The sequence below is a fragment of the Mesorhizobium sp. M1406 genome, assembly GCF_040317555.1.
Lineage (GTDB): Bacteria > Pseudomonadota > Alphaproteobacteria > Rhizobiales > Rhizobiaceae > Mesorhizobium.
Map to the genome: position 1 here is coordinate 67,074 of NZ_JAMYKW010000005.1, position 20,084 is coordinate 87,157.

A 20,084-nucleotide genomic window follows, 5' to 3' on the forward strand; every position below is an offset into this window, starting at 1 on the left:
TTCCTGGCCCGGAAGCTAAGGTCACCGTTTTGGCAGGCGCCATCTCAACTAAGTCGACGATCGGTAGGCCGGTCAACTCGCCGTCGCGGTGATCATGGCTGCGAAACGGTTTTCCGGTACTTTAACTGACCTTACCGGATGCGGGTCGGAGTACAAGGCGGGGGTGATCGAACGTCGGCTTATGGCGTAAGGCCGCCTGCCGCCGCTTTTGCGGTTGCAGCTGGGCACGGACGATGCGAGCGCTATCGAAAGTCGCGTGTCTTCACCTTGATCGGCTCAACCTGCAGCGTTGGATCGACGAGGTCCCCTGGCCGCAGGCCCTTCGGCAAGCTTCGCGGATCGATCCCTGGTCCACCGTGATGGGCTTCATCCCCTCGCCCATGCGGAAGTGGAAAGGGCGCCTCTCGGTTGCCGACGCTGGCGAGTTCACCCGAAAGATCGGTGAGGGAATGGGCGACGAGATGCACCACTTCGCCCTCGCGCTGAATCTTGCCCCGGACAGCGAGCATCGACGACGAGAGCAGCACGCGGCGAAACTTCTCGAACACCTTGACCCAGACCACGACATTGGCGGCGCCGGTCCCGTCTTCCATGGTCAGGAACATGACGCCCTTGGCCGAGCCGGGTCGCTGGCGGACGAGGACCAGGCCGGCGGCTTCCAGCCAGCGGCCATCACGCGCCTGCATCGCCTCGGTGCAGGTGACGATGCGGCGCCGCGCGAGGTCGGCACGGAGGAACGAGAGAGGATGGTTGCGCAGGGTGAGGCCGACATGACCATAGTCCTCGACGACTTCCCGGCCGGCTGTCATCGGCCGCAGCGCCAGAACGGGTTCGTGGATCTCGGACACCGTCTGCCTCTCGCGGGCAGACGCCGCTGCGAAGAGCGGCAGGGGTTCATCCCGCAGCCCCTTGAGCGCCCATAGTGCCTCGCGGCGCGCCAGACCCAGATCGGGACGGAAGGCATCAGCCTCAGCGAGTTGGACAAGCGATGCGGCCGGCACGCCGGCGCGGTGCCAAAGATCGTCGATGGACGCGAAGGGCTCGTCGGTCCGGGCCGCAACGATCGCGGCGGCGTCGGCATTCGCTAGCCCTTTGACCAGGCGCAGGCCGAGGCGGACGGCGAAGCGTCCATCCTCGCCAATCGGCTCCAGCGCGCAGTCCCACCGGCTGGCATTAATGCAGACGGGCCGGATTTCGACGCCATGGGCCTGGGCATCCCGCACGATCTGGGCCGGCAGATAGAAGCCCATTGGCTGGGAATTGAGCAGTGCGCAGCAGAAGACATCGGGATGGTGGCATTTCATCCAACTCGAAGCATAGGCGATGAGCGCGAAGCTGGCGGCATGGCTCTCGGGAAAGCCGTAGCTGCCAAAGCCTTCGAGCTGCTTGAAGGTGGTTGCCGCGAATTCCGGCGTATAGCCATTGGCGATCATGCCACCGATCAGCTTGTCGCGGAACTTGCTGACGCCGCCCGTGTGCTTGAAGGTCGCCATGGCACGGCGCAATTGGTCGGCCTCGCCGGCGGAAAAGCCGGCGCAGACCATGGCCACCTGCATGGCCTGCTCCTGGAACAGGGGAACGCCCAAGGTCTTGCCGAGCACGCGCTCGAGCTCGGGGGTCGGGAACTCGACCCGCTCCTTGCCCTCCCGGCGTCGCAGATAAGGATGGACCATGTCGCCCTGGATCGGGCCGGGGCGCACGATGGCCACCTCGACGACGAGGTCATAGAAGGTGCGCGGCTTGATGCGCGGCAGCATCGACATCTGGGCGCGACTCTCGATCTGGAAGACCCCGATCGTGTCCGCCTTGCGGATCATGGCATAGGTCGCAGGGTCTTCAGCCGGGATGGTGGCTAGGTCGAGGGTCATGCCCTTGTGCTCGGCCAGCAGATCGAAGCTGCGCTTCATGCAGGTGAGCATGCCGAGCGCCAGGACGTCGACCTTCATGAATTTGAGGATGTCGATATCGTCCTTGTCCCACTCGATGACCTGGCGGTCGACCATGCGGGCCGGCTCGATCGGCACCAGATCGTCGAGCCGGTCATTGGTCAGAACGAAGCCACCTGGATGCTGCGACAGATGGCGTGGCGTACCCTCGAGTTGCTGGGCGAGTTCGAGCGTCAGCCGCAGCCGGCGATCGGCGAGGTTGAGATTGAGATCTTGGGCGCGCTTCTCGTCGATGCCCTCGTCGTGGCCCCAGACCTGCGAGGAGAGCAGCTTGGTGAGGTCCTCGGGCAGACCGAGCGCCTTGCCGATATCGCGGACAGCGCCCTTGGTATGATAGCGCACCACCGTCGAGCAGAGCGCGCTGTGGTCGCGGCCGTAGGTCTCGTAGACCCACTGCATGACGATCTCGCGCCGCTCATGCTCGAAATCGACGTCGATGTCGGGTGGCTCGTTGCGCTCCTGCGAGACGAAGCGCTCGAAGAGGAGATTGTTGCGCTCGGGATCGATGCTGGTAATGCCCAGCACGTAGCAGACGGCCGAGTTGGCGGCCGAGCCTCTGCCTTGGCACAGGATGTCCTTGCTGCGCGCGAACTGCACGATAGCGTTTACAGTCAGGAAGTAGGGGGCGTATTGCAGGATCTCGATCAGGCGGAGTTCGTGCTTGATGAGCGCCACGACCTTATCCGGCACGCCTTCGGGATAGCGCCGGTCCGCGCCTTCCCAGGTGAGTTGTTCGAGCGCCTGCTGCGCCGTCAGGCCGGGCAACTTCTTCTCCTCCGGATACTGGTAGGCGAGTTCGTCGAGGGAGAAGCGGCACTGGCGCGCAATTTCGACCGTGCGAGCGAGGGCTTCTGGGTAGCGCGCAAACAGGCGCGCCATTTCCTCAGGCGGCTTGAGATAGCGGTCGGCATGGCGCTCGCGCCGGAATCCCAACTCGTCGATCGTGATGTTGTGGCGAATAGCGGTTACCACGTCCTGCAAAATGCGCCGGCCGGGTTCGTGGAAGAGAACGTCGTTAGTCACCACCGTCGGCACGTGCATTTGGGTGGCGAGGTTGGAAAGTTCGTGCAGCCGGACCTGGTCGTTGGGCCGGCGGCGCAAGGTCAGGGCCAGGTAGGCGCGATCGCTGAAGGTTTCCCGCAGGCGACGCAGTTGCAGGGCACAGGTGTCATCGGCTCGATTGGGGACGAAAACGGCGATCAGGCCCTCGGCATAGTCGGCCAGGTCGCTCCATTCGAGGTGGCACTTTGCTTTGCCGCCGCGTTTCTTGCCCAGGGTCAGCAGGCGGCAGAGCCGGGAATAGGCGGCCCGGTCGGTGGGATAGACGAGCAGCGACATGCCGTCGACGAGATCAAGGCGACAGCCGACGATGAGCCTGACGCCGGTGTCCTTGGCGGCCTGATGGGCCCGCACGATGCCGGCTAGAGAATTGCGGTCGACTACGGCCAGGGTCTCAATGCCGAGCGCCGCCGCCTGGGCGAACAGGTCGTCGCAAGAGCTGGCGCCGCGCAGGAATGAGAAATGGCTGGTTACCTGCAATTCGGCATAGCGCGGGGCGGTCATGCGAAGACCCCATGCAGGAACCATTTGTGCGAGCCGGTCCCGGGATCCTCGCCGTCGCCGGCGCGGTAGATCCAGAAGCGCTCGCCTGACTCGTCCTCCACCTGGAAATAGTCGCGCACCGCGATCAGTTCGGCATCGCGCTGCCACCATTCGCCGAACACGCGTTCGGGACCGTCAGCGCGGGTGACGCGGCGACGGACGCCGCGCCAACTGAACCAGACCGGCGGATGGTCGGGCAGCAGGGCCATCGTCTCAATGGGTTCGGGGTGGGTCAGCAGACGCGGTGGGCGAGGCCAGTCACCCGGCCAACTCGATCCGTCGTCCGGAGCATTCGGCGCGATGCGGCGGACTGAGCGTTCGGGAACGTCACTCTCGACCGGGGCAAAGCGGTAGAGCCGCTGCTCGCCAATACGGTTGGCCAGCACGTCGATGAGATCGGTGATGTCGGGCTCCGGCTCCTCGACCAGTGAGGAGATGATCTGCTTGGCTCCGAAGGGTTCGGCGAGCGTCGCGGCCAGGGTCATCAGTTCGATGCCGAAACCGGGATCGACAGTTTCGATCCGGTCGGTCAGGAGACGGGTCAGACGTTTGACATCGCGCACGGGCACGGCGGTGCCGACGCGAATGGCCTCGATGCGGTTGTCGACGCGGTGCAACAGCAGGTCCAACCGGCGGGCGCCGAGCCCCTTGGCCTCAAGCGCCTCGCAGAGGGTTGCGACGAGCTTGCCGGTATAGCGGGCTATGGTTTCGGCGGCGCCGATCGGCTCGCCGAAGGCCCGGCGAACCTCGATGAGTTCGGGAGAGCGGGCGGGCTCGAAGGGTTCGCTGCGCCGCCCCATGGCCTGGTCCAGGCGACGGCCGAGTTCGGGCCCGAAGCGAAGGGTGAGAGAGGCGCGCGGCGCCGCCTCGATTTCGCCCACCCGCTCGAAGCCGAGCGTGAGCAGGCCTTCGACGATATCGTGGGGAAGCCGCAGGGCGCCGATCGGAAGACCGCGCATAATTGCCGGGGCTTGCCCTACTGGCGCGATGAAGGTCGGCCGGGCGAGGAAGCGCGCGCAGGCATGAGCGGCCCCCCAGGTGTCCGCGACGGCGGCACGTGCCTCGATGCCGGAGCCTGCCATGCGCGACACCAGCCCCTCAAGCATCGTGTCCTCCCCGCCATGCAGATGGTCGGCACCCGTGGTGTCGATGATGATGCCATCTGGCGGATCGGCGGCGACGATTGGCGCATAGCGCAGCGACCAGAGCGCCATTCTATCGAGTGCCTCGGCATCGCCGGCAGCATCCAGGTCGAAGCTCTGCAGGTTGGGCACCAGCACCTGGGCCTTGCTCGCCGGCATGCCCACGCGCAGGCCGGCCGCGCGTGCCGCCGCATCGGCGGCCAGCACGAGCCGCCGGTTTCCCTGCCGGCCGAGCATGATGACCGGGGTTTCAGCCGATGGCGCGGACTGGCCCATTGCGCGCCTTAGGCGATCGGTCGGCCAGGTCGGAAAATAGAGCGAGACGACCCTTGTCATCGCAGGCTTCCACTTCAAAGTCGGCGCTTTCTCCAGCCCGTGCGCGGATCAGTTCGAGCTGCCAGCGAGCGCGGCCGACGCCTGGAACCGGCAAGGGACGGGAGGGGAGCGCGGTGACCCGCCAGCGGGTGACCGCGGCGGTTGGTTGTCCAAAATCGGTCGCCTCGGTTTGTCGTCGCCAACGGCGGATGGCGATGCCGATGGCGCCGGAGGCTTCGGCGGCGAGTTGCAGTCGGCGGGAGGCGGTCATGGAGAGGCGTGCCAGTTCGGCAACGACGGCGCCTAGACCACCATGGCGAAGGCCTTCTTCGAAGCAGGCGAGCACGGAAGCTTCGTCGCCGGCCTCGACATAGACGACACGGCCGGGCAGCAGCCCAGCCTGCGCGAGGGCAGGGGCGAAGAGATCCTGCCGGGTGACGCACCAGAGCACCTTCCCTTTGGTGCGGGCGGCAATCCCGGCGGTAAAGAGCGCCGCCGCGGCGCCATCGATCGCTCCGTTACGGCCGCCGGCAACCTCGTGCAGAGCCCCGAGCGCCAGCCCGCCTCCCGGCAAGACCTTGTCGATCGTGGAAAGGCCGAATGGCAGTGTGGCACGGTTGCGCGCCGGCCCGCCTTCGAGGCGCGCGATTCGCTCGCGAAGCGCGGCGATAGCAGGGCTGGCGGCCGGCTGACCCATGAACGAAACACTCTCAAACTGTCTTCCCAATGGATTTCGGGGCTGATATGTTCCTTATTTGTTCTCTTTGGTGTCCGAGAGTCAATCGGAGTCGTTGCGCCGCTCTGAGAGTTGATCCCAGACTGCCCTTGATCGAGAAGCGGTCTATCTTGATATGCCGCAGGTGATGCAGGGACGGCGAAGTGGGCGAGCGAAGCGACAGGGACCAACAAGTTGATGCGCCGGGGGAAGGGACGGCCATCCTTCGCAAGATCATCCATGTTGACATGGATGCCTTCTTCGCCTCGGTCGAACAGCGCGACAATCCGGACCTGCGCGGTAAGCCAATGGCAGTCGGGGGCTCGGCGGCGCGCGGTGTGGTGGCGGCTGCGAGCTACGAGGCCAGAAAGTTCGGGGTGCGATCGGCCATGCCCTCGATTACCGCGAAGCGAAAATGCCCAGAGTTGATCTTCGTGCCGCCGCGCTTTGACGCCTACCGGGCCGTCTCCCAGCAGATCCACGCGATCTTCGCCGAGCACACGCCACTCATTGAACCGCTCTCACTCGACGAGGCCTATCTCGACGTCACCGACAATCTGCAGGGCATCGCGGTCGCCACGACGATCGCGGAAATGATCCGCGCGAAAATCAAGTCCGAAACCGGCCTGACGGCCTCGGCCGGCGTCAGCTACAACAAATTCCTGGCCAAGCTCGCCTCCGGCCAGAACAAGCCCGATGGGCTGTTCGTCATCACTCCGAGGCAGGGCCCCGCCTTTGTCGAGGCCTTGCCCGTGCGGAAATTTCATGGTGTTGGCCCGGCGACCGCTGACAAAATGGCTCGCCTCGGCATCGAGACCGGCGCCGACCTGCGCGCACAGAGCTTGGCGTTCCTGGAGGAGAAGTTCGGGAAGGCGGGTCCGTACTACTATTGGATCGCCCGCGGCATCGACGAACGCCCGGTGCGGGCCGACCGCGAGCGCAAGTCCGTTGGAGCCGAGGACACCTTCGCGAGCGATTTGTACGATCTCGAAAGTGCCCGCAAGGAGCTGGCGCCGTTGGTCGCCAAGGTCTGGCGGTATTGCGAGGCAAGATCGATCCAGGGTCGCACGGTGACATTGAAGGTGAAATTCGCCGACTTCCAGCAGATCACGCGCAGCCGCACGATTGGGGGTGTCATCGAGGGCGAAGCCGACCTGGCGACCGTCAGCGGCACCCTCCTCGATCTGGTATTTCCTGTCAGCAAGGGGATCCGCCTGCTCGGGGTGACACTTTCAAATCTAACCGGAACGCGAACCGAGGCCGATCGGCAGATGTCGCTGACGATCTAGGACTGGCTGCAGCTATCGGACTGCTTTTCGGATCCGCTCTGTCAGCGTTTGTTCGACATCGAAATAGCCGTCCCAGGCGTCGGACTCCTGAGCCCGGGCGGCGGCAGCGAAAACGTCAAACGCGCTGGCACTCTTGAAGGTCGGCAGTTCATCCCAAGTGACGGGTACGGCGCACGACGCACCGGATCGCGCTCGGGTCGACCACGGGCAAATTGCCGTGGCGCCCTGTCCGTTGCGCAAATAGTCGATGAACATGCGGCCTTTGCGTCTGGCCTTGCTCATGTTTGCCACGAAGCGGGACGGATCCGTTCGGGCCAGCAGTTCGGCGAAGTCCTGGCAAAAGCCCTTCACCGCTTCCCAGTCGGCCTCGGGAACGAGTGGCACGACCACATGCACGCCCTTGCCACCGGACAGCAGCGGCCAGGATTGAAGGCCGAGTGCCTCTAGAACGCCGCGGATGTCGATCGCGGCCTGCTTGACGTCACCAAAGCCCAGGCCCTCGTCGGGGTCGATGTCGAAGATTATCCGGTGCGGCAACTCAGGCTGCTGGCGCAGGCTTCCCCAGACGTGGAACTCGAGCACGTTCATCTGGACGCCGGCGATCAGCCCGGCCAGGTCGTCGACCCAAAGAATGCGGCTCTCCTTGCCGGACATCTTCTCCAACTGGCCGTCATGGATGGCCTTGGGCATGCCAGGCAGCTTGTGCTTCTGAAAAAAGGTCTGCTGCAGATCGCCGTCGGTATCGCGCACGAGCGAAAGTGGCCGATCCTGGATGTGCGGCAACATCTTCTCGGCGACCGCGGCGTAGTAGGCGGCGAGCGTCGCCTTTGTCACCGCAGTGCCGGGATACATCAGCTTGTCGGGATGGGTCAGGTTAACGCCAACAGCGCGGGCGATCTCCTTGCCCATAGCGGGATCGAGATTGGCCGTGGCGGTGGTCGCGACGGTCTTGGGCATTTCCATCACCACCTGGTCGGCGCGCTTGTCTTCGCGCATACCTTGAAAGCTCGGGTGACGCAGGCCGCCGTCCGGTGTCACCTCGGAATAGGTGACCTCGGCAACGAGTTCGGGTTTTACCCAGCGGGCGCGTCGCGCAATGTCGCGGGGCACGGAGACGAAGGCGGGTTTGTCCAGCGGCCGCTTCTCCAACTGCGCGAGAATGGATTTGCGCATCGCCTCGGTGAATCCGGTGCCGACGCGGCCGCGGTACATCAGCTTGCCGTTTTCGTAGGTGCCGAGGATCAGCGAGGCCATGCCACGGCCGGTGTCGCTTGGGCGGTAGCCGCCGACCACGAATTCCTGTCGTTTCGTGCACTTGATCTTGAGCCAACTGGCAGTGCGGTCGCCGACATAGCGACTGTCCGCGCGCTTGGCGATGATGCCCTCATGGCCGCCGGCGCACATGGTGTCGAAGACCCTTTTGCCGTTGTCAGCGATATGGCTGGAAAACTGCAGGCTGTCGTCCGGGTCCCTCTCGCCCAAGAGGTCCGCAAGCCGGTCCTTCCGCTCGAGCAGCGGCCGGCTGGACAGATCCTCGCCGTTCAATTCCAATAAGTCGAAGGCGTAGAATTTGAGCGGCATGCCCGCGGCAATCCCGGTTTTCAGCATAGAAAAGTTAGTGCGGCCCTGGCTGTCGATGGCCACGATCTCGCCGTCTATCAGCGCGGAGCCGCTGGTGAGGGCCTGAAGCGGTGGCAGGATCACCTTGAACTGGCGGGTCCAGTCGTGGCCGTTGCGGGTGTAGACGACAACCTCCGAGCCCGAGATGGCGACCTGGGCGCGATAGCCGTCGAACTTCATTTCGAAGAGCCACTTAGCTCCAACCGGAATGTCGTCGGTCAGGGTACAGAGCTGGAAGGCGCGAAACTTGGGGATCGGGTATCGAGGGGTAGATTCTGAGTCCCTGCGCCGTGTGCGCTTTTTGCTGGCGGTGGCCTCTACGGCCGACATGCGGAACTCGAATACATGGTGCCATTCAATACTCTGTCCTGGGATTCAGTTCCACACAGCGCTTCGGTGGATTGAACCGGAAGAGTCCAGCGGCGTTGTTGAGGACTAGAACGCAATCCTTGGAGGAAGAAATGGCTACTACTACTCAAACAACTCGTGGGCGCAGCCAGGACCGCGCAAAGGTCGCTGGCGGGCAGGACCATGAGGTGAAATACGAGGCGGGCAAGACTGGGGCCAGCAAGGCCGAGGTCAAGTCGGCCGTGAAATCGGTCGGCAACAGTCGCAAGAAGGTCGAGGACAAGCTCGGAACGAAGTGAGCCACGGCCGCGAGGGCTGATGGTTCGCATCGCCACTTTTAATGTCAACGGCGTCAATGGTCGGCTGCCCGTGCTCCTCAAATGGCTCACGGCTACCGACCACGACATCGTCTGCCTCCAGGAACTGAAAACGTCCGATGAGAAGTTTCCAGTCGACGCGATCCGCGAGGCGGGATACGGCGCGATCTGGCATGGTCAGAAATCCTACAACGGAGTGGCCATTCTAGCTCGAGGGGCTGACCCGGTTGAACGCCGGCGCGGCCTGCCGGGCGATCCTGATGATACCCACAGCCGCTACATCGAAGCCGAGGTGGACGGGCTCATTGTAGGCTGTCTCTACCTGCCGAATGGGAATCCGGCGCCTGGTCCCAAGTTCGACTACAAGCTGCGCTGGTTTGACCGCCTGATCAGTTACGGCCAAGTCCTGCTCGAACAGGGCGCACCGACTGTGTTGTGCGGAGATTACAATGTCGTCCCCACCCCAATTGACGCTGTTGCGCCGCGGCGATGGCTCGGCGATGCGGTTTACTTCCCCGAGAGCCGGCAGGCCTATGCCGAGATGCTTGGTGATGGGTGGATCGATGCGCTTCGGCGCATCCATCCGGAGAAGGGCGTCTACACCTATTGGAATTTCTCCTTCGGTGGCGGCTACGACAGGAGCTCGGGGCTGCGTATGGACCATCTCCTCGTGAGTCCATCGTTGGCTCTGCGGGTCCGCGGCGCCGGGGTGGATGTCGACGTGAGAGGGTGGGAGAAGCCAAGCGATCACGCGCCGGCCTGGATCGAACTCGAGTAGACCCTGATTCCTTGGAATATCGCGGAAAGTCCGCGGTTTTGGATCGCGCTAGGTATTCCGAGGTCATCCCCGTTCAGACCACGGGTCAAAATTTTGCACCGGCGCCTATCGGCCGAGCGATCATCACTCTCTCATTGGCAGTGCCACTCAGCCGTCAAATGGCTGCGTTGGTCCGGGCAATGACCAAGTTGGAGATAGGGCAGAGCGAGTTCACGTATGCAAAGATCCTCAAGCCGCTTTCCACAGGTTGCTGACAATGATATGTTCTTCATTTGTTCTCGGACGACTGACGCTCCGTTGCGACCTACGGCTAGGCCGTATACACAGTGCGGGGGAGGTGATGCGTATTGAAAAAGTCAGATAATTTGCCGCCTGCGGGCTCGGACCACCTCGATGCACGCGACCTCCGCCTGGCAAAGGGCATGACCCAGCAAGCTTTTGCCGACACGTTCGGATTCACAGTCGGCGCTTTAAGGGACTGGGAGCAAGGGAGAAAGCGTCCGGAGCGTTCGGCCAGAATCTTGCTGGCTGTTATTCAGGCTGCCCCGGAGGCCGTCGCAGCAGCAGTCGCAAAGGCTGGATCGTTCCGCAAATGATTCCGATGAAGTCACCATGGACATAGTATCTCCTCAAAGACGATCAGCGATGATGTCGGGGATAAAGGGGTGCAACACCCGACCCGAACTCGCTGTCAGACGCGCGGCGCACCGGCTCGGATTGCGATTTCGGCTATATCGCAAGGATTTACCAGGAACGCCGGATCTTGTGTTTCCTGGCCGCCGCAAAGTCGTCTTCGTTCACGGGTGCTTTTGGCATCGCCACGCAGGATGCAAATATGCGTATACGCCGAAGTCCAATCTTGAGTTCTGGCTTAACAAACTTCAGAATAATGTGAAGCGAGATCTCCATATGAGGCGGCAGCTAGAATCCGGGGGGTGGACGGTTATTGTTATCTGGGAGTGTGAAACAAAGGACGAGGCGAAACTCGTCGAGATTCTAAGCAGGCAGGTCCGCAATGTTGCCGGTTGAACGCGACGCCATTCGTCGCGCCAAGGCAGAGCGGCTGCGCAGTGGTGAATCCGCTCGTGTGCTTGAAATTTGCTCGGGTTGCGGCGGACTTTCGCTTGGGCTGGCATCAGCAGGATTCGCGCTCTCAGCTCACATCGAAATTGATGCAGAAGCCGCTGCAAGCTACGCGCTCAATTTCGGCGGTGACCGCAAGAGTGATGACCCGTGGGCGTTGCCACGTGACATGGTGCGCTGCTCGGCCAGTGATCTGGTCGAGGAACTCGGCCTGGGCGTGCCGACTGCCTCTGCCTTCGACGTTCTGGCAGCAGGACTGCCGTGTCAGGCATTTGCCCGGATCGGCAGATCGAAGCTGCGCGCGGTGGCGGGCAGGGACGACGCGTTCCAGACCGACCCGCGCGCTGCGCTTTATCGCCGCTTCCTTGACTATGTGAGCGACACTCAACCTCTTGCCATCGTTATCGAGAATGTGCCGGACATTCTGAATTTCGCGGGGCACAACGTTCCCGAAGAAATCTGTGACACGCTTGAGGCTGCTGGCTATCGGACTGCCTACACCATCCTCAATGCGGCCTATTTCGGCGTACCTCAGGTGCGCGAGCGGCTATTCATCATCGCTATCGCCAAGACGCTCGATGTCGATCCGATCTTTCCTGAGCCAACCCATTTTCTTGAACTGCCTAGAGGCTACGAGCACTCACGCCGAGTGGCACTCAAGCACGTCCAACAGGATAGTCCGCACTTTCACGAAGTTCACAAACCTTCTGACGAGTTGCCCGGCGCCGTTGGCGTTCGGGCGGCGCTCGGCGATCTGCCACGGATTACGGAACACCTAACGGATCCCCGTGCAATGCGCCGGCGCAAGATCGATGAGGTGCTGCCATATCGTCAGCCCAAGGCCGGATTGTCGGATTACGCTGATACCATGCGGAACTGGCCCGGGTTCGCAACGCAGGCAGGTTCTGGTGGCCATCTCGTGCGCATCACGCCACGGGACTTTCCAATCTTCCGCTCCTTGCCGCACGGGGCAGACTATCCGCACGCGCGTCAACTTGCCGAAACGATGTTTGAGGATGCAGCGCGCATAAGGGGCTTTGGGCCGGAAGACGTAGGATCGGAAGCGTGGGAGCTGCTGCGCCAGTCGATTGTCCCACCATACGATCCTGGCAAGTTTCCCAACAAGTGGTGGAAGCTGGAGCCGCTCAAGCCGTCGCGGACCCTCACCGCGCATATTGGCAAGGATACCTATTCCCATATTCACTATGACAGTCACCAGAGCCGGACGATCTCGGTTCGTGAAGCGGCCAGGCTGCAATCATTCCCCGACGGGTTCCGATTTGCGGGCGCGATGAATGCGGCCTTCCGGCAAATCGGAAACGCGGTACCGCCGATTCTCGGTCGAGCCGTCGCCGAGGCCCTCAAGCAGCAAATCGAGACCGGTGTTGCGGCGCTGGATCATCCGAGCGGCCTCGAAGCCGCATGACAGTGCCCGAGGCCGAAACAGACGAGGACTTTGACTATGCCCCGCCTGGCGCGAGCGCGATGCTCGAGTCCCTGCGGGGGATCGGCTACTCGCCTGCTGCGGCCATTGCCGACGTTATTGACAACAGTATTGCGGCGGCGGCGAGCCGAGTTCGGATCGATTTTCTCTGGCGTGGGCCGAACTCGATCGTACGCATCAGCGATGACGGCAGGGGAATGGACCGGGCGGCGCTGATTCAGGCAATGCGGCCCGCAGGCCGCCATCCGCTGGAGGCTCGGGAACCCGAAGATTTGGGTCGGTTCGGCCTCGGATTGAAAACTGCGTCGCTCTCGCAGGGGAGCCTGCTGGCGGTTGCATCGCGTGTGGAGGGCGGCGAGGTTGAAACCCGATATTGGGATTTGGCGCATGTCGCCGCCGTGGATGCATGGCAGTTGTTGCGCGGGGTACCAGAAGAGATCGCGGATGACGCGCAACTCCTTGACGACCGGCCCAAGGGCACCGTCGTCGTCATCGCGCGCCTCGACCGGATGCTCGGTCGCGAGCTGACTGACGACGCTACCGATCGGCAGCGGTTTCATTCTCTGGCGCAGACTGTTGAACGCCACCTCTCAATGACCTTCCACCGCTACCTTGAAGGTCCGATCCCGCGGCTGACGATTACTTTCAATGGCGATGATGATGCACAGAAGGTGATCCCCTGGGATCCTTTCATTTCGTATCATAAGGCGACGGCGCCGACCCCGGTGGAGACAATCAGTCATAGCGGTGGGTCGATCGAGGTCCAGGGCTTCGTGCTTCCCCACCGCGACCGCATGAGCAGCGCCGAATTCAGCAAGGCGGAAGGACCGTCTGGCTGGCAGGGGCATGAAGGTTTTTTCGTCTATCGGGGTCAACGCTTGCTGGTGCCAGGCGGCTGGCTCGGACTTGGCCCGGGTCGTGGCTGGGCGCAGAACGGCATCCATCGACTTGCCCGTATTCGCCTGGACCTGCCGACCAGCGGTGATCAGGACTGGAAGGTCGATATCCGCAAATCGTCGGCAATACCGCCGCCATCGCTCCGCAAGCGGCTACAGGCACTGGCTGAGAATGTGCGACGTGACGCACGAGAGATTTTTGCGCAGCGGGCGGGAGCTGGTACCCGAAAGCAGCGTGAGCAACTGGTCCGGGCATGGGAGCCCGTTCACACAAGCCGCGGTGTCTCTTATCGCGTGGACCGTTCGCATCCGTCGGTCCGTCATGCCCTTGATGCGGTGGGCGACAAGCGCCGCATCGTCGAAGAAATGCTCGCGGTGATCGAAGCGACGGTTCCCGTGCAACGGATATGGATTGATGTCAGCGAGACCGCCGATTCGACAGCACCGAAGACAGCCTCGACGCTGTCAACGGATGAGGCTGCTGCGCTCGCGTCGCTTTACCAGCACATGAGGACCAGTCTGAAGCTTGGTGCCGATGAGGCGCGCGCTCGACTTATGATGCTGGAGCCGTTTTCGGCATATCCGGATGCGGTCGGAAAGCTGCCGGAAGAGGTCGTTGGCTAAGATGACCATTAATCCCGACTTCCAGCTTGAACTCGTCCAGATGGCGCAGCTCAGGCTATCTCAGCGCGCTGGGGTTACCCCTCTGTCGCGTGACGAAATCGGTGCCACCCTTGATCGGCTTCTCGCGGCCTTTCCGGAGTGGCGCGGGGGCACTTCTCGCGACCTCGCCATCGCGCAACTTGGTACGATTTTCAGCACGTTCATAGGCGACGAGTCGGTGCTTAGCGCCGATGACGGCCATCTGCCTTGGCTGAACCAGCGCCGTGACGACATCAAATGGAAATTCTGGGAACGCTACCGTAGCTTTCTGATCCGCCGGCAACTCCCCCAGCCCGCGATCAACTCGCTCAATCGCATCACCGATCGTATCCTTGATCTGTGCGGCGACCCCGCGGTCGAGGGAAAGTTCGACAGACGGGGCATGGTCGTGGGCGACGTCCAGTCGGGTAAGACCGCCAACTATACCGGCCTCATCTGCAAGGCGACTGACGCCGGCTACAAAGTTATCATCGTCCTGACCGGTCTTAACAACAATCTGCGGAGTCAGACGCAGATCCGCCTCGATGAGGGGTTTATCGGGAAGATTAGCGTTCCGATCGGAGAAACAGATTCAAGGATCATAGGAACTGGCCAGATCGACCCTTCGGCAATCGTTGATTGGGCTACCAATCGCACCGAAAAGGGCGATTTCAACTGGAAAGCGATGTCCCACTTCGGCGTTCACCCCGGCGGGCGTCCATTGCTGCTGGTGGTCAAGAAGAATGCGAGCGTTTTGAACGGCGTCCTGGAATGGATTCGACTGACTGCTAACTCCAATGATCAGGGTCGGCCTCGCTTTACCGGCATGCCACTTCTCGTCATAGACGATGAGGCCGACAATGCGTCCGTTGACACGCGCCAGCAGGGTTTCAACGATGGCGTCGCCGATGTCGACCACAAGCCGACCGCTATCAACGCCAAGATCAGGCAGATCGTCAGCAGCTTCGATCAGGTTTCCTATGTCGGCTACACGGCTACTCCATTCGCGAATATTTTCATTCATCCTGACGCCGAGACGGGCAGGGAATTCCAAGATCTTTTCCCGCGCAACTTCATCGTCAATATGCCAACACCGGACAATTATGTCGGCGCCGCCCGAATCTTCGGGGGTATCCGTGAAGACGATGAAGATATTGAACTAGCGGAAGTCGGGATTCCCGAACTTATCGTTCCAGTCGATGATCATGCAGCGAGCGACTCACGTCGCGAGACGCAGGGCTGGATGCCACCCGTTCACAAGGTCTTCCATGTCCCTCTCGTCGATGGGGAAGATACCGTTCCTGAATCATTGTTGACTGCAATGCGCAGCTTCGCACTCGTCGTCGCAGCGCGTCGCGAACGTGGCCAGGGACGCGATCACAACAGCATGTTGATTCACGTAACACGGTTCCAGGCCGTGCAGAAGCGCGTATTGGCGCAGGTGCAGGAGACACTTGATACCCTGGCAAATGCCGTTCGGTACGGCGGTGCGGCTGGTCTTGCACCGTTCAAGGACCTTTGGGAGCGTGAGTTCGATCCTGTGACTCGCGGGTTGGCCCTGGATGACTGCCCGCCAGTGGCCTGGTCAGCAATTGAGGTTGCGTTGCGCGCGACTATCAACTCGATCAGCGTGCGGGAGATCAATGGCAGCTCGGCAGACGTACTCGACTATGACCTGAACAAGAATCAGGGGCTGAATGTCATTGCCATCGGCGGCGACAAGCTGGCGCGCGGTCTGACGCTTGAAGGACTGTCGATCACCTATTTTCTGCGCGGATCGACGATGTATGACACCCTCATGCAGATGGGGCGCTGGTTCGGCTATCGGCCAGGCTATCTCGATTTGTGCCGACTGTTCACGACCCAGGATCACATTGACTGGTACGGTCACATCGCTCAGGCGAGTGACGAACTCCGGCGAGAGTTCGACCGGATGGAGGCGATCGGCGCCGATCCGGTGCAATTCGGTCTGCGCGTCCGGAGCCATCCAAGCCTCACGGTCACGTCCCGCGCGAAGATGCGCCACGGAACTGAGTTGCAGGTGTCTTTCGCGGGCGACGTTTCGGAAACGACCGTTTTCTCAACGAACCAGCAAATTCTGGAACAGAACAGGACGGCCGCTGCAGATTTTCTCGGAAGGCTCGCTATCGATGGGATCAGCCATACACCAGATCCGGAGCAGGCGCGGCCCGGTGGCCGAACAAACCGATGGAAGGGCTCGCACCTCTGGAGCAACGTACCGGCGGGTCACGTCCTGACCTTTCTAGACATGTTCTCAACCCATGAAGATGCAGCACGGGCAAATGCTCCTGTGCTGGCCAGATATATCCGGCAACAGAACCAGCGTGCCGAACTCGCCGAATGGAATGTCCTGCTTGTCGGAGGCGATGGCGAAGAAACAAGCTTTGGCGCCTGGACCGTAAATACGGTGATCCGTCAACCGAAGGGCGGATATGGGGCGGATCCCGGCACTCCGAGAGTTATCAAGCCCGGAGAGCGCTTCGTAATCCGTCGGCTGCTCAATCCGCGTGACGAAGCGGTCGACCTAGGCGCGGACTCCTATGAAGCCGCCATGGCTGACACGCTCGCAGCGCCGCCGAAGCGTAAGAGCAAGACAGACAAGCTCCCTGAAGCGCCCTCTGGCGTCTTTCTCCGCAAATATCGCCCCGCCAAGCGCGGCCTACTGCTTCTTTATCCGCTCGCCCGCAGGCAGAAGCTTGAGCATTTTGGCCGCGAAGTCGATCATCAATTCCTTCCTCGCGAACCGGCTCCAATGGGTTTAGGCATTAGTTTTCCCGCAAGCGCAAATGCCAAGTCTGTCAGTTATGTTGTCAATAGCATCTACGGCGCCGGCGACGATGACGATGGTGACGCATGAGCCCGATCGACGAGGTCTGGGCCGCCTTGCGTGCCGAAAATAGACCCGAGCCAGGCTGGCATCTCAGGCGGATCCATACCGAGGCTCCCTGCGAGATCCTGGCCGGGATCCATCAGCCTGACCGTGTCCCCGGACTGATATTCGAAGTCGACGCGTCGGCTTTCCCGTCCGGCATCCGCGTGCCGCAATCCTCAGGTTTCCGTGTGGACACGTCCCTGATAGGACACAGTCACACTGGGCGCGTACGGATCGCGCTGTCACTCGCGCAGGCAGCCTATGCGACCGTATTTTCGGTCCTCTGTTCGGACACTGCAGGGTGTGCCGCAGCGCAGACCGATGAGCGGGCGGCGCTCACCAGCGCAATCGGACGACTTCATGTCTGGCAGGCTTTTATGGCCAAGCATGGTCCCGATGGTCTGTCGGAAAATGCTGTCATTGGCCTGATGGGGGAACTCCACATTCTGGTCGAGCACGTGGTTCCGGTTCTGGGTGTCGGCGATGCACTCAGCAGCTGGGCTGGACCGCGCGGAGAGCCCAACGATTTCAGCTTTCCCGGGGGTTATCTGGAGGTCAAAGCGACTGCACGCCAAGCTCCAAACGCTCTGACAATATCGAATGCCGATCAGCTGGACGTTGCCCGGGGCAAAATTCTGCTGGCGCATGTGCGCTTCCGTCCTTCGCCAGAAGGCCTGACGTTGCCCGGAATCGTTGCGAAAATACGATCGTGGCTTGCGAGCGAAGCGCCCGCGGCCATTCCGGAGTTCGCGTCACTGCTGCTGGCTGCTGGCTACGTCGAAGCGCATCAGGAAAACTACACCTTGCGGCTCGTTCCAGAAGGTCTCCAGCTCTTCGAGGTTGGAGATGATTTTCCACACATCCGGCGAAGTGAGCTTCGACCTGGGGTTCTTGATTGCACTTATCCAGTCGATCTTGGCGCATGTGCGCGCTGGGCCGCCCCGCCGGTGGCGCTCTCCTCTCTCATTCGGCCTGTATCCTGATGGCGGAGGACCGGGACCTTTTGCAATTCGCGGGCGAGCTCCAGTCAGAGATCGCCGACCGCGCGCTGGGCGACATGGAAGCGGGCGAGTTCACCGAGAACGCCTTTGTGGACGTAATCTCCGAGCACCTTGCCGAAATCGGCATGATCGAAAATCCGGTGACGTGTTTCTTCCCAGCCAAGGTGGGCACCGGAATTGTGAAGGTAAGCGGTTACGCCATCCCCGACGATGGCGAGCGGATCGATATTTTGGTCGCCATCTTCAGCGGCACGGCAACGCCGGCAAGCATAACGACGGCGGATATGACACGCATTGCCGGACAAGGCGCACGCGCGCTCCTCGCGGCCAGTCGCAACATTCATCTCGAGCTCGAGACGGCAAACGACCGCTTTGCGATGATGCAGCGGATTTCGGAACTGTTGGTCGCGGGCACGAAGCAGGCACGCGTGATCGTCATCAGCGACGGCCTGTTCGCAGCACGTGGACTGGAACCGACGAATGTTGCAGGCGTCGAGGTCAGCTTCGAGATCTACGACATCCGCCGCCTCATGCGGACTATGCGCACCGGGCAGACGCGCGAGGTCATAGACATCGATCTCGCCGCACTGGGCATGCAGCCCATACCCTGTGTTGCAATGCCAGCCGGGACTGAACCCTACGAGACTTATCTCGCCATATTCTCGGGCGAGACGCTGTACGAGCTGTATGAGGCCTACGGACCGCGGATCCTGGAGTATAACGTCCGCGCCTTTCTGCAGGCGACCGGCAAGGTCAACAGGGGAATCCGGGACACGATTCGCGATCAGCCCGGCTACTTCATGGCCTATAATAACGGCATTTCGGTCACGGCAGATGAAGTGCGAACCGAGCGGATCGGCGGCGTCACTGTCATCACCGGCTTCATGGGGATGCAGATCGTCAACGGCGGTCAGACGACCGCTTCGATACACCGCGCCCGGAAGCGCGATCGCCTAGATCTGTCTCGCGTCCATGTGCCAGCCAAGGTGACCCGCCTTCCGCCCGAAAGCGTCGAGGAGATGGTCCCGCAGATCTCGCGCTACGCCAACACCCAGAACGTCATCCAGGAAGCTGACTTCTCATCCAACGAGCCCTTCCATATCGCGATGGAACGCCTGTCCAAAGACATCTGGGCACCCGGCGAGAGGACGCGCTGGTTTTATGAACGCTCGCGCGGTCAGTACCAGACCGCAATGAGCATTGACGGGTCGACAGAGGCGCGCTTACGCGCATTTCGTGAAAGGACGCCGCCGGCAAACCGAATCTCAAAGACTGATCTCGCCAGGTTCCTGAATAGCTGGAGCAGGCTGCCTCATATCGTCAGCGGCGGTGTGCAAAAAAACTTCATCGCCTTCATGCGACGCATCCGCGACGCGCGGGGGAATAAATGGGAACCGGAAGAGGCTTTCTATCGTGACGCTATCGCTCAGGCCATCCTGTTTCTCGCCGCACAACGGGTCGTCCGCCGCGAGGGGTTTCCAGCCTACCGGATCAACATCACGACCTATCTCGTGTCCTATCTATCTCATCGCACTGGAGGTCGGTTGCGCCTCGATCTCATCTGGCAACGCCAGTCGATCGGAGACGATCTGCAAGCGCTCATGAGGGTCTGGTCGCATGCCATCGACCGGCAGATTCAGGCTAGCGCGGCAGGCAAGAACGTGACCGAGTGGGCCAAGAAGGAGGCATGCTGGATCGGTGTTCGTCAGCTTGATCTTCCAATCGAAGGTGTCTTGCCTGAGGAATGGGGCAGTGACGACACGACATTATCCCCTGAGGAGATGCCATCTACGGGCGATGACCATGCCTCGTCAGCGGCCTGCATGCGCCTGTCGGCTGAGCAATGGTTCGCACTTCATCTTTGGGGCACCCGAACCGGCAATCTCGCCAAGTGGCAGACGGGGATCGCCCACACGCTCAGCAGTTATGCCGGCCGCGGCTGGGAACGTGCCCCAACCGCAAAACAGGCGAAGCATGGGGTGCGGATACTTGAAATCGCTGCCGAACATGGCTTCGAAAGTGGCGCCGGCGGTTCGGACGAATAGCAGGGCGT

Annotated in this window: 14 protein-coding genes; 10 read left to right on the forward strand and 4 right to left on the reverse strand. The window is 61.8% G+C overall.

The annotated features are described in order from the left end of the window. Positions 1 to 242: 242 nt before the first annotated feature. The 3 genes from NKH03_RS06780 to NKH03_RS06790 are packed head-to-tail and all read right to left on the reverse strand — an operon-like array spanning position 243 to position 5,702. Positions 243 to 3,509, reverse strand: a complete 3,267-nt coding sequence (locus NKH03_RS06780; protein ID WP_352967767.1) for an error-prone DNA polymerase — start codon at positions 3,507 to 3,509, stop codon at positions 243 to 245. Continuing rightward, positions 3,506 to 5,026, reverse strand: a complete 1,521-nt coding sequence (locus NKH03_RS06785) for a Y-family DNA polymerase (protein ID WP_352967769.1) — start codon at positions 5,024 to 5,026, stop codon at positions 3,506 to 3,508. Before NKH03_RS06785 ends, NKH03_RS06780 begins: the two co-directional genes overlap by 4 nt. After that, on the reverse strand, positions 4,941 to 5,702 hold the full coding sequence (locus NKH03_RS06790) for an ImuA family protein (protein WP_352967771.1): 762 nt from the start codon (positions 5,700 to 5,702) through the stop codon (positions 4,941 to 4,943). Before NKH03_RS06790 ends, NKH03_RS06785 begins: the two co-directional genes overlap by 86 nt. Positions 5,703 to 5,968: 266 nt before the next feature. On the opposite strand from NKH03_RS06790, the gene dinB reads away from it, so the two are divergent. Then, positions 5,969 to 7,009 carry a DNA polymerase IV gene (gene dinB / locus NKH03_RS06795; protein ID WP_502913492.1) on the forward strand — a complete coding sequence of 347 codons (1,041 nt, stop codon included), beginning with the start codon at positions 5,969 to 5,971 and terminating at the stop codon, positions 7,007 to 7,009. A 12-nt stretch (positions 7,010 to 7,021) separates the two neighbouring features. Here the strand turns inward: dinB and ligD are convergent, their stop codons facing one another. After that, entirely contained in the window at positions 7,022 to 8,959 is a 1,938-nt protein-coding gene (gene ligD, locus NKH03_RS06800) for a DNA ligase D (protein WP_352967772.1), read from the reverse strand. A 131-nt stretch (positions 8,960 to 9,090) separates the two neighbouring features. On the opposite strand from ligD, the gene NKH03_RS06805 reads away from it, so the two are divergent. The 9 genes from NKH03_RS06805 (at position 9,091) to NKH03_RS06845 (ending at position 20,076) form a co-directional block, all read left to right on the forward strand. Continuing rightward, positions 9,091 to 9,276, forward strand: coding sequence for a DUF3606 domain-containing protein (locus tag NKH03_RS06805; protein WP_352967774.1), 186 nt, complete (start codon positions 9,091 to 9,093; stop codon positions 9,274 to 9,276). Between the two features lie 19 nt (positions 9,277 to 9,295). After that, a complete protein-coding gene (gene xth, locus NKH03_RS06810; RefSeq protein ID WP_352967776.1) occupies positions 9,296 to 10,072 on the forward strand; it encodes an exodeoxyribonuclease III in 777 nt (258 codons plus the stop codon). Between the two features lie 347 nt (positions 10,073 to 10,419). Continuing rightward, a complete protein-coding gene (locus NKH03_RS06815; RefSeq protein WP_352967777.1) occupies positions 10,420 to 10,668 on the forward strand; it encodes a helix-turn-helix domain-containing protein in 249 nt (82 codons plus the stop codon). 16 nt (positions 10,669 to 10,684) lie between these two features. Further along, positions 10,685 to 11,101: a very short patch repair endonuclease gene (locus tag NKH03_RS06820; protein ID WP_352967778.1), complete on the forward strand. Its 417-nt coding sequence runs from the start codon at positions 10,685 to 10,687 to the stop codon at positions 11,099 to 11,101. Next, entirely contained in the window at positions 11,088 to 12,581 is a 1,494-nt protein-coding gene (locus NKH03_RS06825; RefSeq protein ID WP_352967779.1) for a DNA cytosine methyltransferase, read from the forward strand. Before NKH03_RS06820 ends, NKH03_RS06825 begins: the two co-directional genes overlap by 14 nt. Next, positions 12,578 to 14,119, forward strand: coding sequence for an ATP-binding protein (locus NKH03_RS06830; RefSeq protein WP_352967780.1), 1,542 nt, complete (start codon positions 12,578 to 12,580; stop codon positions 14,117 to 14,119). Before NKH03_RS06825 ends, NKH03_RS06830 begins: the two co-directional genes overlap by 4 nt. A 1-nt stretch (position 14,120) precedes the next feature. Then, positions 14,121 to 17,015 carry a Z1 domain-containing protein gene (locus tag NKH03_RS06835; RefSeq protein ID WP_352967906.1) on the forward strand — a complete coding sequence of 965 codons (2,895 nt, stop codon included), beginning with the start codon at positions 14,121 to 14,123 and terminating at the stop codon, positions 17,013 to 17,015. Then, on the forward strand, positions 17,012 to 18,013 hold the full coding sequence (locus NKH03_RS06840) for a PD-(D/E)XK motif protein (RefSeq protein ID WP_352967781.1): 1,002 nt from the start codon (positions 17,012 to 17,014) through the stop codon (positions 18,011 to 18,013). Before NKH03_RS06835 ends, NKH03_RS06840 begins: the two co-directional genes overlap by 4 nt. Further along, positions 17,953 to 20,076 carry an AIPR family protein gene (locus NKH03_RS06845; protein WP_352967782.1) on the forward strand — a complete coding sequence of 708 codons (2,124 nt, stop codon included), beginning with the start codon at positions 17,953 to 17,955 and terminating at the stop codon, positions 20,074 to 20,076. The genes NKH03_RS06840 and NKH03_RS06845 overlap by 61 nt, the downstream gene beginning before the upstream one ends. Positions 20,077 to 20,084: the final 8 nt, after the last annotated feature.